Below are 15570 nucleotides of genomic sequence, written 5' to 3' on the forward strand. Positions count from 1 at the left end.
TCGTCAGTTCTGACTTTCGGCGGCTGCGTTGCAGGCCCGTGTCCACTTGCCCTGTGACTCCAGTCGCTCCTGAAACTGCTCGGCGTACTCTTGGGCGAGTTCGGCCGCAGCCTGCTCTCGCTCGTCACCGCCCCCGCCGCCGCTGCCGACGAGCAGGTTCTTGATCGATCCGACGATGCCGTCACCGCCGGAGCCACCGGAGGACCCGCCGGAGGGCGCACCGCCCATCCCGCCCATCTGGTCGCGGACGTCGTCGAGCGCCGGCATCACCTGCGGGATCTTGTCGGTGTCGGCGACGAGTTGCGCGGTCTCGGGATCGTCGGGATTCTCGATCTCCAGCTCGACCGCGGTCATGATCATCCCCCACTCCTGACTCGAAAATTCGGACTGATCGACGCGCTGGTTGAACTCCTGATCGACGGACATCCTGTCGCCGACGAACCGATCGGTCCAGTTGTTGCTCATGCGCGGTACGTACGGGGAGACACCGTATCAGGATTGTGCTAGCAGTCGTGACCGACGAAGTTGCTCGCGTGAACACGGTGTCGCCCCCCGGCCGCGTCGCTGCGCCGAGCGATCTACGCAGCAAAAAGGGGTATGTTGTGTGCGCTACAGATTCATCTCGGCGTGCAGGCTGTCCTTGACGGCGTCGTGGACCTTGCAGAGTTCGTTGGCCCGCTCGATCACCTGCTCGCCCTTGTCGCCGACGTCTGCGTCCGTCTCGATCTCGAACGCGATCGACTCCAGCTTGTCGTCGTCGTTGAGTTCGCCCGTCGCGTCGATCGATATCTCGCCGAGGTCGCCCACGTCACGCTGCTCGGCGGCGACGCGCAGCGCGGGGACATAACAGGACGCGTAGGCCGCGAGCAGCGCCTCCAGCGTGTCCGGAGCGTCCTCGCCGGTAGCGTCGATCGTCGTCTCGAAGTCGCGGATCTGGTTCGTCGTGGAGTACCCCTCGGTCGACGTGGAGTGGACTTCTTTCGCCATAGCGGGTCGTACGTCCACCGCGAGCGACGTAAGCATTGGTCCAGCGGCAGGCGAGACAAAAAAGGAGCGGGCGGCGAAGCGAGGCAGCGCTCAGTAGCCGGCCGAGAGATCGAACGTCTCGTCGCCGTCGAGCACGTGTACTTCGGCGTCGCTGCCGGTACCGGCCACCTCGTTGACGAAGTCCTCGACTTCGATCTCGATTGGGCCGAACGTGTCGTAGTGCATCGGGAACGCGTGGTCGACATCGAGCCAGTCGACCGCGACGGCGGCCTGCCACGGCCCCATCGTGAAGTGGTCGCCACAGGGGACCGCGGCGGCGTCGGGTTCGAGATAGGGCGCGATCACGTCGCGCATCTCGGTCATCAGGCCGGTGTCGCCGGCGTGGTAGAACGTCGTCGACTCCTCGTCGTCGACCTGCGTCGGCTTCGTGTCGCTGATGACGTAGCCCGTCGGCGGACCGGCGGAATACTCATAATCCGTCTCGAAGCCGTTGGTGTGGTCGGCCCGATGCATCGTAACGAAGGCGTCGCCGAGTTCGATCGTCCCGCCGATGTTGAACCCGATCGTCTCCTCGACATCGTACTCCTCGTCGGCGTAGGTGGCCAGCTCGGGCGTCGCGGCGACCGGCACGTCGGTGAACGCGTCGAGACTTCCGATGTGGTCCGCGTGGCCGTGGGTCAGGAGGACGTAATCCGGATCGAGGTCGGCCGGATCCGTGGACGTGATCGGATTGTCGAAGAAGGGATCGATCAGCAGGTCCGTGTCGCCGACCGAAACGTACCACGTCGAGTGGCCGTGCCAAGTGAGTTCCATAGTCACGCAAAAGTTCCGGCGACAGCCACTTAAGGGTACTCGGACCGGAAATTCGGACTCCCTTCGGTCGGGTATTGTACCGGCGCGTCGAACGGTCGCACATGCTCACACTACAACTCGACGAGTTCATGGTCGAACTGCAGGAGGGATCGCTCAAGAACGTCGGTCCGACGAACAAATCGGGCACTGCGAAGCTGTACGACGTGGAATCGGCCGAAGCCCGCGAGTTCGGCGATAAGCGCGTCAAGTTCGTGTTCGAGGACGACGAGGGCAACGAGGTGCAAGTCGCGCTGTTTCCCGAGGACGTTCGTGCGATCGCGTCAGATATCGAGGCACTGGAGGCAGACAGCCCCGTCTTCGAGTAAGAGTCCGGAGTCAGAGCGGCGATGTGTCTCGGAGCAGACACAGTCCGCCGCGCGAGGACGCCGCGGCGCCGCGAGTTCGTTTCGACAACAGTTTTAGGCCGGGGCCATTCAGACCGATCAAATGGGTAATTGTATCATCTGTGGCGCGCCCGTCGACGGGCTAGTCTGCAGTACTCATCAAGAAGACGTCGCCTTCGAGTTCGAGGGTGACTCGCCAGAGCAGCTGACCGCAAACCGCTACTACCGAGGCTCGGTCGACGGCTTCGCCGATTTCGGCGTGTTCGTCGACATCGGCGACGCCGTCACCGGCCTGCTGCATCGCAGCGAACTGGATCGCCGGCTCGACAGCCTCGATTGGGACTCGGGCGACGAAGTGTACGTGAAAGTGAAATCGGTCCGCGACAACGGCGATATCGACCTCGGCTGGTCGATCCGCCAGTCCGCCGACGAGTTCCGTGGCACGCTCGTCGACACGCCCGAGGGCGACATCCACGCCGACGAGGAGTCGAGCGCGGGAAACGCGAACTCGGCCGACGCGACGCCTAACGGCGGTCACGTTGCGACGGTCGACACGGACGACGCGAGCGACTCCGAGAGCGACGCCGACGCCGCGGCGTCCGACGCCGAAGACGAGCAGCCGACCTCCGAGGCCGAGCAGTCGGCCACCGAAGACGAGCAGTCGGCCGCCGAAGACGAGCAGTCGGCCGCCGAAGACGACCAACCGACCGCCGACAGCGACGATGTCGAAGCGGGCATCGACCGCACCGCCATCGAGTCCCTCGGCGAACTGGTCGGCGAGGACGTTCGAATCGAAGGCGAAGTCGTCGGCGTCCGCCAGACGAGCGGTCCGACGATCTTCGAACTGCGCGACGAGACGGGCGTGATCGAGTGCGCCGCCTTCGAGGAGGCCGGCGTCCGCGCGTACCCCGACATCGAGATCGACGACGCCGTCCGTCTGGACGGCGAGGTCGAACGGCGCCGCGACGAACTACAGGTCGAGACCGAGACGCTCCTTCGGCTGGAGGGCGAGGAGGCCGCCGCGGTCGAGGACCGACTCCAGTCGGCGCTCGACGACGCCGCCGCCCCCGAGGCGATGGAACTGCTCGCCGGTCACGACGACGTGGCCGCGATCGAGGGCGACCTCGAAGCCGCGGCGACGGCGATCCGGCGTGCGATCCTCGAAGCGCGGCCGATCGTGGTCCGCCACAGCGCGACCGCGGACGGCTACGCCGGCGGCGCCGCGATCGAGCGCGCCGCGCTCCCGCTGATCCGCGAGGAGCACTCCCGACAGGACGCCGTCTACAACTACTTCCAGCGCCGCCCGATCGAGGGCCACATCTACGACATGGACGCCGCGACCAGCGACGTGACGGACATGCTCGAAGACCGCGAGCGCCACGGCGACCAGCTCCCGCTCGTGGTGCTGGTCGACGCCGGAAGTACGGTCGAGTCCGAGGACGGCTACGACCTGCTGGACGTCTACGACGTCGAAACGGTCGTCGTCGACGCCCACGCGCCCGACGACGCCGCCGCCGACGCGGTCGACACGTTCGCCAACCCCGGCAGCGACGACGTGACGACGCCCGCGCTGGCGGCCAACGTCGCCGCGGCGGTCAACGAGGACGTGCGTGAGGAGATGTACCACGTCCCCGCCGTGGGCTACTGGGAGGAGGTGCCGGACGCGTACGCCGCGCTCGCAGCCGAGGCCGGCTACGCAGCCGATCCCGTCCGCGAGATCCGCGAGGCCATCGCGCTGGAAGCGTACTACCAGACGTACAAGGACAAGCGCGAACTGATCGCCGACTTGCTGTTCGAGAAGGCCGAAGGACTGGCGGGCCACGTCAGCGGCCAGTTCCGGACGAAACTCGACGGAGAGATCGAGACCGCAGAGCGCAACCTCACGATTCGGGAGGCAAACGGCGTGACGTTCACGGTGCTCGACACCGACGCCTTCACGCACCGGTTTGACTTCCCGAACACGACGCTGCTGGTCGACGCGTTGCACCGCCACCAGCGCGACGAGCAGGGCGCGCCGCTGGTGACGCTTGGCGTCGACGAGGACGAGATCCACGTCCGATCCACCGAATCGGTCGACGTGCGCGACATCGGCGACGCGGCCGCAGAGCGCGCCGACGAAGCCGGCGTCTCGGTCGTCGGCGGCCGCGACGGCCACGTCGAGTTCCTCGCGGGCCAGCGCGACGCCGTGCTCGAAGCCGTCGTCGCCTCGATCGCAAGCGAACTGTAAGGCGCCGTTCTCTTTCACCGTTCACGACGCGATAGCCGCGGTGCTCGTCAGAGCTGTTGTTTCCCTGTCGATGTCGATGCTCGCCAACATCGGCACCAAACTGGTCGACGGCGTCGTTCCGAATCCTATCTTTGCGCGAACAAGACTATATGACCGGACGGTCTACGACGGCGTATGGAGCCCGAAAACGTCCGCGTCGACGTCGAGGTAGAGGTCGAAGTAGACACCGACGAGCTCGAAATCGAGGTCGGCGACGCCAAAGAACTCGAAGCCGAACTGGAGTCCGACGGCGTCGAGATCGAAGTCGAAGCCGAAATCGAGGTCGAAGGCAGTGAGGACGACGAGGAGCACGACGACGGCGAGGAAGCCGGCGCCGAAGACGAGAAGCACGATGAAGACGGCGACGAGGAGCAGGCCGACGCCGAAGACGACGAAGAGTAGTCCGCAGCTCGTCGGTCGCCAGTCGACATTCTTATTCGGCCGAACCCGCTTCATACAGCGTAATGAGTACCGAGCCGGACGTCACCGAGACCGACGCGTTCGAGCGGGTCTGCGAGGAGCTGATCGACCGCATCCTCGCCGGCGAGATCGAGCGCGACGACCTCGAATCGGCGAAGCTCGACGTCTGCTCGGAGTTCTCCGCGCCGAAAGTCCCGAAGAACACCGAGCTGTTGGACTACGCCCCCGAGGAACGCCGCGAGGAGTTGGAGGAAGTGCTCCAGCGCAAGCCCGTCAGAACCGCGTCGGGCGTCTCGCCGGTTGCGATCATGACCAGTCCCCACACCTGCCCGCACGGGAAGTGTCTGTACTGTCCGGGCGGGCCGGCATCGGACTTTTCGAGTTCCCAGAGCTACACCGGCCACGAGCCCGCCGCGGCCCGGGGCGAGCAAAACGACTACGATCCCTACGGACAGGTCACCTTGCGGCTCGAACAGCTCCGCGAGATCGGCCATCCCGTCGACAAGGTCGAGCTAATCCTGATGGGCGGGACGATGACCGCCCGGAGCCACGACTATCAGGAGTGGTTCGTCAAGCGCGCGCTAGAGGCGATGAACGACTACGACCTCGATGCAGAGCCCGAGCCGGCCGAGGGAGAGAGCTTCGCGCAGGACCCCGAGGAGTACGAGTTTTCCTACCTCGAAGACGTGATCGCCGAGAACGAGACGGGCCAGATCCGCAATATCGGAACGACCTTCGAGACGAAACCGGACTGGTGTGACCCCGAGCAGATCGACCGGATGCTCGATCTGGGCGGTACGAAGGTCGAGGTCGGCGTCCAGACGACCTACGAGCGGATCAACCGCGAGATGCATCGGGGACACGGCGTGCAGGCGTCGATCGACGCCAACCGCCGGCTGCGCGACGCCGCGTTCAAGGTCGGCTTCCATATGATGCCCGGCCAGCCCGGCATGTCCCGCGAGATGTGTCTGGAGGACTTCCGACGCATCTTCGAGGACGAAAAGTACAAGCCGGACTACCTCAAGATCTACCCGACGCTGATCGTCCGGGGGACGATGACCTACGACATGTGGTACAACGACGAGTACGAGCCCCTCACCAACGAGGAGGCCGCCGAACTCGTCGCCCGCATCAAAAAGGAGATTCCCCGGTACACTCGCCTGCAGCGCGTCCAGCGCGACATCCCCGCGGACTTCATCGACGCCGGCGTCTGGAAGTCGAACCTCCGCCAGCTCGCCCGCAAGCGCATGGACGAGCACGGTTGGGAGTGCGAGTGTATCCGCTGTCGAGAGGCCGGGATGAACGACGAGGAGCCCGAAAACGTCGAACTCGACGTGATGACCTACGAGGCCGGCGGCGGAACGGAACACTTCATCAGCTTCGAGGACTTCGAGAAGGACCTGCTCGTCGGCTTCTGTCGGCTCCGGTTCCCGAACGATCCCGTCCGCCGCGAACTCGACAACGCCGCGCTCGTGCGCGAACTGCACGTCTACGGCAGCGAGGCCGCGATCGGGCAGGACGCCGAACTCGGGCAGCACCAGCACAAGGGCTACGGGCGGCGCCTGATGGACCGCGCCGAGGACATGGCCGCCGACGCCGGCTTCGACAAGGTCAGCGTCATCTCGGGCATCGGCGCCCGCGAGTACTACAAGCAAAAGCTCGGCTATCATCAGGACGGCCCCTACGTCAGCAAGCGCATCTGAGCATCCGCGAACGAAGTGAGCGGTTCACGCGGCCGAGCGGGGCGAGGCCGCGCTTTTTTGGCCGAGATTTTTGCGGTGGGTGGTGGCTGAGCGCAGCGACGCCACCCGAACCGGAAAAAGGTCGTCGATAGCAAGCGCATCTGAGCATCCGCGAACGAAGTGAGCGGTTCACGCGGCCGAGCGGGGCGAGGCCGCGCTTTTTTGGCCGAGATTTTTGCGGTGGGTGGTGGCTGAGCGCAGCGACGCCACCCGAACCGGAAAAAGGTCGTCGATAGCAAGCGCATCTGAGGGCCGTTCGGCTGCGTTCTCCGCAGTCCGCGTACCGTGCTTCGATATCTTCTCGCACTCTGATCAGCGCGTGCATCCGGCTCGTGATGGCGCCGAATCTCGGTATCAGCGGCGGGAGCGCGCCCAGCGACAGGAGGAAAACGATCGCGACGCAGCCGACCACCGCAGCTCCGTGGCTGCTCATAGATCTACGTTCGAGACCCGTCTCAAGAACCCGGCGATGGACACGGTCGAGCAGCGGCTCACAGTCGTTCAAGAGACGGGGTAGGTCGGCAGCCGAGACCCACGTGGAAACCACGCGAGTTGAAAGGCGGCCCCGACCGTGCCGTCTACCCGAGCCTCTCTTCTATCGCTATAAAACACCTCCGGTAGTCGGCGCTCTCCGCGTCGAACGATTACTCGCCGCTACAGTCCGCCTCGAAGTCGTCGTAGGGGCGGGTGTGCTCGCTGTGGACGAGTTCTTCCTCTGCGATTTCGAGGCCGAGCCCCGAGAGCTCGCGGCTGATTCGGTTGAGGTCGTCGCTGTCGCGGCCGACGGCGACGACGTGGAGGTTCTCCTCGCCGGTCATCAGTTCGCGCACCGAGACGACGCCGGGGACCTCTAGGGCCTCCTCGGCGAGCTGTTCGCGATCGGGGATCGGCGCCGTACAGAAGATCAGCGTGTAGAGGGGGTAGCCGACGAGTTCGTAGTTGACGTCGAGGTGGGCGCCCTCGATCACCTCGTCTTCGACGAGCTGGCTGATCCGGTTGCGGACCGTGCTCGGCGAGACGCCGTAGTCCTCGGCGATTTCGGCCGCCGAGGTCGTCCGGGCGTCGCCTTGGAGTCGGTAGATGACGTACTTGTCCAGCTCGTCCAGATCGCGCGTCTGCATACCAGTTCCGGCGAGTCCGGACGCCTAAGAAGTTGTGATCTTCAGAACAGGCGCCGCTGGATCGCCCGTCCAAGCCGTCCCGGGACCTCGTCGGAGCGCGGCCGCACGACGAGCGCAGAGGAGTCGACGCCGTCGACGAGTCCGTCGGCGAGGCCGTCGTCGTCCGGTCCCGACCCTACGATCAGTAGGTCCGTCTCGTCGCCCTCGAACGCCGTCGGTTCGCCGGGCGCGACGACGTTCGTCGAGACCGGCACGGAGACGAGGTCGGCGACCTCGTCGTGGTAGCGTTCGATCGTGGCCCGTCGGTCGTCAGTGCCGGCGTCGAGCGGGAACTCCAGCGTGATAGCGGCGTCGTGAGCCGAGGCGATGGCGTCCGCGACCGCGATCTTCGAGGGATCGTATGGGCCGTCGTCGGTGACGACGGTGACGCCGTCGATCGCATCGACGTTTCGGTCCTCGACCAGCACGGCGTCGCAGTCGGTGTGTTCGAGGATCCACTCGACATCGCTGCCGAACAGTCGGGACTGGAGCCCGTCGGGTTCGCGTTCGAGCACGAGCACGTCCGGTGCCGTCTCGCCGACGTAGTTGGCCAGCGCGCGGCACGTGTCGTGGCTCACGATCTCACTCGCTCGAACCGGAACGTCGCCGTCGGCGGCGAGTTCGTCGGTTCGGTCCTCGAACTCGATATCGGTCGGTGACTTCTCGGTCGCGGCGGCCAGCGGGACCTGATCGGCGACCTCGTCGAACTGGACGACCGAGACGTGCCCGTCGTGAGGCCGTGCCAGATCGGCTGCCACGGACAACAGCCCGGCTTCCGTTCGTCGGTTGGAGCCCTCCGGGATGGCCACCAACGCCTCGTAGTCGTCGGTCTGGGCGACGGCGTCGCGGGTGCGGTCGACCGCTTTGCGGCCGACTTCCCGACGGACGGCGTCGGCAGCGGCACCCTCGCGATCGACGCGGGGGCGGCCGTAGTAGTAGAACCACGCGACGCCGCCGAGCGTGATGACGACGGCGCCGACGATCGCCACGAGGCCCATCTGAGTGAGCAAGGCGAGGCCGGTCACGACGCCGAACAGCTGCATCCACGGGTACAGCGGCGACCGGAACGTCGGCTCGTAGTCGACGCCGCTGCGGCGAAACGAGATCACCGCGAGGTTGACCAGCACGAACACGAGGATCTGGAAGGCGCTGGCGAGCTTTGCGATCTCTAGGATGGGAACAAAGGCGATCAACACGAGCAACACGGCGCCGGTCAGCAGGATCGACCGGCTGGGCGTGCCAAAGCGGTCGCTGATCTCCGCCAGCGACGGCGGCGCCAGATCGTCCCGGCTCATGGCGAACGGGTACCGCGACGAAGACAGCAGGCCTGCGTTGGCGGTGCTCACCAGCGCGAGAATCGCGGCGATCACGACGCCGGCGACGCCCGCGGTCCCGAGCGTCTCGCGGGCTGCGACGATCATCGGCGTCGCCGAGCCGGCGATGGCGTCCAGATCGGCGACGCCGAGCATGACGACGACGATCAGCGCGTACAGAAGCGTCGTGAAGGCGAGCGAGCCGAGGATGCCCAGCGGGATGTTGCGCTCGGGATTTTCGATCTCCTCGGCGACGCTTGTCACCTTGGTGACGCCCGCGTAAGAGACGAAGACCAGCCCGGTCGCGGCGAAGATGCCGCCGGCGCCGCTGTCGAAGGCCGTCGAGAACGCGCCGCCGTCGACGGCGGGGACGCCGCCCACGACGAACCACGAGAGCACGGCGAGCATGACGCCGACGATAGCGATCTGGAGGCGCCCGGTCTGTTTGGCTCCGATCAGGTTTACCAGCACCAGCACCGTCGCCAGTCCGAGTGCGACGGCCGTCGTCACGATGTTCGGAACGTCGAACGCCCACAGCAGGTAGGGGACGCCGCCGACCAGTGCCAGCCCGCCCTTGAACGACAGCGCGAACCACGTTCCGATGCCGGCGACGGTGCCCAGCAACGGCCCCATCCCGCGCTCGATGTAGATGTAGGTGCCGCCGGCTTGGGGCATCGCCGTCGCCATTTCGGACTTCGAGAGCGCTGCCGGGACGACGAGCAGCCCCGCGAGAACGTACGCGATCACGACGCCCGAGCCCGCCGTTTTGACGGCCAGCGCGGGTAGAATGAAGATCCCGCTACCGATCATCGCACCGATGCTGATCGCGAGCACCGACGGAAGCCCGAGGTCCTGTTCGAGTTTCTTCGGCACGCTCACCCACCTCCTGCCGTCGTTGACGGGGTCGTGATCGAGGGACGTTCGAGCAAATCAACGGATCGGGCCGGCCGCGCGGCGGCGTGACGCCGCGAATCGGTTCGCCAATAGAAGTTCTCGGTTCCGGTCATTACTACACGGTTCGAGACGGGATCGTAAAAGCGGATCGTTTTAATTCACGTATCGTTATTATTCACGGGATATTCTGACGTTTCGTTTTCACACGGTTACCGCGGTCGGCGTTCTTGCCCGAGAACTGTTGGTGCCGCACCGGACCGGCGCGAATTTAACGGATGCCGTCCCATGCGCACCCATGAGCGAGACGGCGGGCGAGCGACTTCGAAATAACGCCGTGGAGATAACGTCGATCCTGATCACCGGACTCTGGCTCTCCGGACTGCTTCTGACTGACCAGAACTGGTGGCTCGGCGTGCTGATCGTCGGCTATGCGGCCGTAATTCCCCTCGTCCAGACGATCTTCGGCGACGACGAAGACGAGTACGACGACGAGGAGTGGTCCCACTGGACGGGCCGGAGCAAGGACGAATCCGCAACTGAGAGCGACGCCGAGAGCGATCCGTTGGAGACGCTCCGGGAGCGATACGCCCGGGGTGAACTGACCGACGAGCAGTTCGAGCGCAAACTCGAACGGCTGCTGGAAACCGAGACGATCGAAGACGTCGAGGATCGGCGTCGCGCCGAACGGGAACCGGAGTTCGAGCGCTGAGTCGGACCGCCAACACGAGACCGTCGGTGTCGTAGCGAGCGACCGAGCTGCTGATCGTCATCGCCCGAGAACGGTGCGACTTCGGCGGCCTCCAGTAGCAACACCGGCGACCGGAGGGATCACCGACGTGAGTGAAAACCGACGGAATGCGGTCCACTTTCGTACTCGACGTTCGGGTGACGTTTACTTTGAGATACGTTACCAAGTAACTTTGTTCTTGTTCGTTCCATCAACTATAATATTTATTTATTTGAATCCTGCAGTTGCACACGTCCGCGAGGTGAGACGAAGATGACACACTACAGACGGACGGTACTGAAGGGCATCGGATCGGCGGGACTGATCGCGAGCGTCGTCGGGACGGCGAGCGCGGGGAGCGGCGACGCGCGTTACGTCGTCACGGCGGGCGGCGGCGCCGAGAAGCGAATCGAACGAGTCGGGTTTGCGGTCCGGCACCGACTCGCCGACGGGTCGGTGCTGATCGTCGAAGGGCCGGCCGACGAGGGCTCGGCGCTCAAGTCCGTTGGCGGCGTGCGCACCGTCGCGCGCGATCTCAGGCTCGCGTTCGAGGAACCAGTGCTTGAGACGGCGCCAGACACCGAGGACGAAGCCTTGTACGACCTCCAGTGGGACAAGCAGGTGACCCGCGCGGGGGCGGCCCACGACATCACGACCGGCGAGGGCGCGACGCTCGCGATCCTCGACACGGGCGTCGACCACGACCACCCGGATCTGACGCCGAACCTCGACGCCGATCGGAGTCGGCTGTTCCGGGCGGGCGAGATCCGCGACGGGTCGGGAGAGATCGAGGTTCCCGTCGACCGGAACGACGAGCGGAAGGGGACGACGACGATCGAGGCGCCGCTGGCCGACGACGTGTACGGCCACGGCAGTCACGTCGGCGGCATCGCCGCGGCGCCGCGCAACGACGCCGGAATCGTGGGGACCGCGCCCGACGCGTCGCTGGTCTCCCTGCGGGTGTTCTACTACGACGAGGTCGAGAACGAGGACGGCGAGCTGGTCTCGTCGCTCACGACGACGACCGCCGACATCCTGCTGGCCATCGACTTCGCGGCCCGCATGGGCGCCGACGCGGCCAACATGAGCCTCGGGACGCCCCCGCTGCCGCCGAAGTCGCGTTCAGAGGGGATGCACGTCGCCTACCAGCGCGTGATCCAGTCGGCGACCCGCCGGGGGACGCTCGTCGTCGCGAGCGCCGGCAACGCCGAGACCGACCTCCAGCACGGCGGCCAGTACTCGCTGCCCAACAGCGTACCGGGCGCGATGAGCGTCAGCGCGACCGGGCCGAACGGAGAGTTGTCGTTCTACTCGAACTACGGAACCGGCGAAATCGATGTCGGGGCGCCCGGAGGGGCCTACGAGACGACCGAGAAGTCGCTGTCGGGAGAGACCGAGTGGCCCTACCCGACGAACTTCGTGCTGTCGACCGTGCCGCCGGAGTACTACGGCGGACAGACCCACGCCTACTTCATCGGCACTTCGATGGCGGCGCCCCAAGTCGCGGGGATTGCCGGACTCGTGCGGTCGATCGACCCGGACCTGAGTGCGAACCGCGTCGAGCAGGCGATCGCCCACGGCGCCGTCGGCTCGAACGGCCGCTCCAGCCCGGATCTGGGCGCCGGCCGTGTCGACGCGCTCAACACCGTCGAGCGAGTGTCCGACGGGCGCTGATCCGGCCGCTGTCGAAGGGGTCCTTCGGGAATCTCAGACTGGCCCGATCACGAACCCGAGCAGGACGAACACCGTGCCGAGCGAGACGACCGTCGTGGCGAACACGTCGATCGACGCGAGTTGCTCGTCGCCGCCGTACTCCGTCGCGTACACGTACGTCGAGACGGCCGTCGGCATCGCCAGCATCACGACGCCGGCGTTGACCGTCGACGGCGAGGACGCGAGCGTCGAGAAGACGACGAGCGCGAGCGCCGGCATCAGAAACACCTTCAGCGCGACGACCGAGCCGACCGTCGAGAAGTCAACGTCCGCGGTATCGAACGAGAGCGCGCCGCCGACACACAGCAGCGCGATCGGCAGCGCGAACTGCGAGAGGACGCCGAGTCCGGCCGTCGCGGCGTCGGGAATCGGAACGCCGACCAGCGAGACCGACAACCCGGCCACGAGCGAAATGATCACCGGATTGCGCACGAACTCCGCCAGTTCGTCGACGATCGAGGCATCGCGGTCGTTGAGCGAGACCAGTATCAGGATCGTCAGGGGGATCTGCGTGAGCGCGCCCATCCCGAGGATGATGCTCGCCTTGGCCGTCGTGACCTCCCCGAACGTCGCCGCAACGATCGGCAACCCGAAGAAGCCGAGGTTGCCGTGGTACGACTGGACGATGGCGACGCTCCGGGCCCGGTTCGAGCGCGCCGACCGATGGACGATCCAGCCCACGCCCGCCATCACCAGCAACACAACCCACAGCCCGGCCAGCAACGACGGCGTGACGACCGTGCTCAACGGCTGGTCGTACGTCGACGTGAAGACGAGCGCCGGGAGCGCGACGTAAAACGCCAGCGCGTTCAGCGCGTCCCTGCGATCGGGTGTGAGGACGCCGAGCGACCGCCCGGCGACGCCGGCGCCCAGCAGCGCCAGCATGAACGCGAGATTCGAGACGAGCGACACGGCTACAGGAAACGCGAGGGCGCTAATGGCTCTTTGGAATCGCACGCGCTCTCGGAGCGACACGCCTTTCCCCCGCGCGTCGGACCACTCCAGTATGGACCGCAAGCAGGAGATGACCAGCGTCGACCTAGCCGCCCTCGCCGCGGAGTTGGGGAGCTACGAGGGCGCGAAGGTCGACAAAGCCTACCTCTACGGCGACGACTTTCTGCGGCTGAAGCTCCGGGACTTCGACCGCGGCCGGGTCGAACTCCTCGTCGAAGTCGGCGATGTCAAGCGCGCCCACGCCGCCGCGCCCGAGCACGTCCCCGACGCGCCGGGGCGCCCGCCGAACTTCGCCATGATGCTTCGGAATCGGCTGTCCGGTGCTGACTTCGTCGGCGTCGAGCAGTTCGAGTTCGACCGGATTCTGGAGTTCAAGTTCGAGCGCGACGACGAGAACACCTCGATCGTCGCAGAGCTGTTCGGCCCCGGCAACCTCGCCGTGCTGGACCCGAACCGAGAAGTGATCGACTGTCTCGACACGGTTCGACTCAAGTCACGGACCGTCGCACCGGGTGCCCAGTACGAGTTCCCCGAATCCCGGATCAATCCCTTAGAGATGTCCTACGAGGCGTTTGCGGCGCTGATGGACGAATCCGACTCGGACGTGGTTCGGACGCTTGCGACGCAGCTCAACTTCGGCGGCCTGTACGCCGAGGAGCTGTGTTCCCGCGCCGGCGTCGAGAAGACGCTGGACATCGACGAGGCCGGCGACGAGCAGTACGAGCCGCTGTACGACGCCGCCGAAGAGTTGGCGGTGAGCCTCCGGACCGGCGCGCTCGATTCGCGGGTGTACTACGAGCCCGACGAGGAGGGCGACGGCATCGAGAACGCGACCCGCGTCGACGTGACGCCGCTCCCCTTAGAGGAGTACGAGCACCTGCCCGCCGAGGCGTTCGACACGTTCACCGACGCCGCCGACGACTACTTCCACCACCTCGATCTCACCGAGGACGAGGACGCCGGCGGCGGCACCGACCGCCCCGACTTCGAGGGCGAGATCGAGAAGCAAAAGCGCATCATCGAGCAACAGGAGCAGGCGATCGAAGGGTTCGAGCAGGACGCCGAAGCCGAGCGCGAGAAGGCCGAATCGCTGTACGCCAACTACGGGCTGGCCGACGAGATTCTCTCGACGGTCCGGGAGGCCCGCGAGAACGACGTGCCGTGGGAGGAGATCGAAGAGACGTTCGAGGCCGGCGCCGAGCAGGGGATCGACGCCGCCGAGGCCGTCCGTCGAGTCGACGGCGAGAACGGCCGGGTGACGATCCGGATCGACGGCACCGACGTGACCCTCGACGCGAGCGAGGGCGTCGAGCACAACGCCGACCGGCTCTACACCGAGGCCAAGCGCATCGAGGACAAAAAGGAGGGCGCGAAAGCGGCCATCGAGGACACCCGCGAAGCGCTCGAAGACGTGAAACAGCGCCGCGAGGAGTGGGAGGCCCGACAGGAGGCGGGCGACGACGGTGGCGACGGTGAGGACGACGAAGACGACGAACAAGAAGAGATCGACTGGCTCGACGAACCGTCGATCCCAGTGCGCAAGTCCGAACAGTGGTACGAGCGGTTCCGCTGGTTCCACACGAGCGACGGCTTCCTCGTGATCGGCGGGCGCAACGCCGACCAGAACGAGGAGCTCGTCAAGAAGTATCTCGATCGGGGCGACCGCTTTTTCCACGCCCAAGCCCACGGCGGCCCGGCGACGATTCTGAAGGCCACGGGCCCCAGCGAGTCGGCCAGAGACGTTGAGATTCCCGAGTCCAGCGAGCAGGAGGCCGCCCAGTTTGCGGTGTCTAACTCCTCGGTCTGGAAGGACGGCAAGTACAGCGGCGACGTGTACGCCGTCGACTACGATCAGGTGACCAAGACGCCCGAGAGCGGCGAGTACCTCGAAAAGGGCGGGTTTGCGATCCGGGGCGACCGCGAGTACTTCCGCGATGTCGGCGTCGGCGCCGCGGTCGGGATCACCTGTGAGCCCTCGACGCGCGTGATCGGCGGCCCGCCGAGCGCGGTGCAAGAGCACGCCGAGACGCTGATTCAGGTCGAACCGGGCCGGTACGCGCAGGGCGACGTGGCAAAGCGAATCTACCGGGAGTTCCGCGAGCGCTTCGCGGACACCTCCTTCGTCCGGTCGGTCGCTAGCCCGGATCGCATCCAGCACTTCCTCCCGCCGGGCACCAGCAGGATCTCGGAGGAGTAGC

The 15570-nt window shown here is 66.1% G+C and carries 13 protein-coding genes; 7 read left to right on the top strand and 6 right to left on the bottom strand.

The genetic code is table 11. The features are described 5' to 3' along the window. Nucleotides 1-3: 3 nt before the first annotated feature. The 3 genes from CRO01_RS04765 to CRO01_RS04775 form a co-directional block, all read right to left on the bottom strand. Entirely contained in the window at nt 4-465 is a 462-nt protein-coding gene (locus CRO01_RS04765; RefSeq protein ID WP_097007945.1) for a DUF5799 family protein, read from the bottom strand. A gap of 144 nt (nt 466-609) precedes the next feature. Beyond that, the gene (locus CRO01_RS04770) at nt 610-987 is read right to left on the bottom strand and encodes an OsmC family protein (protein ID WP_097007946.1); all 378 of its coding nucleotides are present in this window, start codon (nt 985-987) and stop codon (nt 610-612) included. Between the two features lie 90 nt (nt 988-1077). Further along, on the bottom strand, nt 1078-1800 hold the full coding sequence (locus tag CRO01_RS04775) for a metal-dependent hydrolase (protein WP_097007947.1): 723 nt from the start codon (nt 1798-1800) through the stop codon (nt 1078-1080). 101 nt (nt 1801-1901) lie between these two features. Here CRO01_RS04775 and CRO01_RS04780 point away from each other — a divergent pair, with 101 nt between their 5' ends. From CRO01_RS04780 to CRO01_RS04795, 4 genes are all read left to right on the top strand, one after another. After that, on the top strand, nt 1902-2165 hold the full coding sequence (locus CRO01_RS04780) for a hypothetical protein (protein ID WP_097007948.1): 264 nt from the start codon (nt 1902-1904) through the stop codon (nt 2163-2165). 121 nt (nt 2166-2286) lie between these two features. Then, nucleotides 2287-4410 carry an OB-fold nucleic acid binding domain-containing protein gene (locus tag CRO01_RS04785; RefSeq protein ID WP_097007949.1) on the top strand — a complete coding sequence of 708 codons (2124 nt, stop codon included), beginning with the start codon at nt 2287-2289 and terminating at the stop codon, nt 4408-4410. A gap of 174 nt (nt 4411-4584) precedes the next feature. Continuing rightward, nucleotides 4585-4851 carry a hypothetical protein gene (locus CRO01_RS04790; protein WP_097007950.1) on the top strand — a complete coding sequence of 89 codons (267 nt, stop codon included), beginning with the start codon at nt 4585-4587 and terminating at the stop codon, nt 4849-4851. A 62-nt stretch (nt 4852-4913) separates the two neighbouring features. Beyond that, complete coding sequence (locus CRO01_RS04795) at nt 4914-6572, top strand: tRNA uridine(34) 5-carboxymethylaminomethyl modification radical SAM/GNAT enzyme Elp3 (protein WP_097007951.1); 1659 nt, start codon at nt 4914-4916, stop codon at nt 6570-6572. Between the two features lie 683 nt (nt 6573-7255). Here the strand turns inward: CRO01_RS04795 and CRO01_RS04805 are convergent. Both CRO01_RS04805 and CRO01_RS04810 read right to left on the bottom strand, forming a co-directional pair. After that, nucleotides 7256-7732 carry an Lrp/AsnC family transcriptional regulator gene (locus CRO01_RS04805; RefSeq protein WP_097007953.1) on the bottom strand — a complete coding sequence of 159 codons (477 nt, stop codon included), beginning with the start codon at nt 7730-7732 and terminating at the stop codon, nt 7256-7258. 41 nt (nt 7733-7773) lie between these two features. Then, on the bottom strand, nt 7774-9957 hold the full coding sequence (locus tag CRO01_RS04810) for an amino acid permease (RefSeq protein ID WP_097008343.1): 2184 nt from the start codon (nt 9955-9957) through the stop codon (nt 7774-7776). A gap of 316 nt (nt 9958-10273) precedes the next feature. Between CRO01_RS04810 and CRO01_RS04815 the strand changes: the two genes are divergently transcribed. Continuing rightward, a complete protein-coding gene (locus CRO01_RS04815) occupies nt 10274-10687 on the top strand; it encodes an SHOCT domain-containing protein (protein WP_097007954.1) in 414 nt (137 codons plus the stop codon). Between the two features lie 291 nt (nt 10688-10978). Further along, nucleotides 10979-12379, top strand: coding sequence for a S8 family peptidase (locus tag CRO01_RS04820; protein ID WP_097007955.1), 1401 nt, complete (start codon nt 10979-10981; stop codon nt 12377-12379). Nucleotides 12380-12412: 33 nt separating this feature from the next. Here the strand turns inward: CRO01_RS04820 and CRO01_RS04825 are convergent, their stop codons facing one another. Next, a complete protein-coding gene (locus CRO01_RS04825; RefSeq protein WP_179747396.1) occupies nt 12413-13330 on the bottom strand; it encodes an AEC family transporter in 918 nt (305 codons plus the stop codon). Between the two features lie 94 nt (nt 13331-13424). Between CRO01_RS04825 and rqcH the strand changes: the two genes are divergently transcribed. Next, complete coding sequence (rqcH, locus tag CRO01_RS04830; protein WP_097007956.1) at nt 13425-15569, top strand: ribosome rescue protein RqcH; 2145 nt, start codon at nt 13425-13427, stop codon at nt 15567-15569. The last annotated feature ends 1 nt before the right edge of the window (nt 15570 follow it).

The organism is Natronoarchaeum philippinense (assembly GCF_900215575.1).
Taxonomy (GTDB): Archaea; Halobacteriota; Halobacteria; order Halobacteriales; family Natronoarchaeaceae; genus Natronoarchaeum; species Natronoarchaeum philippinense.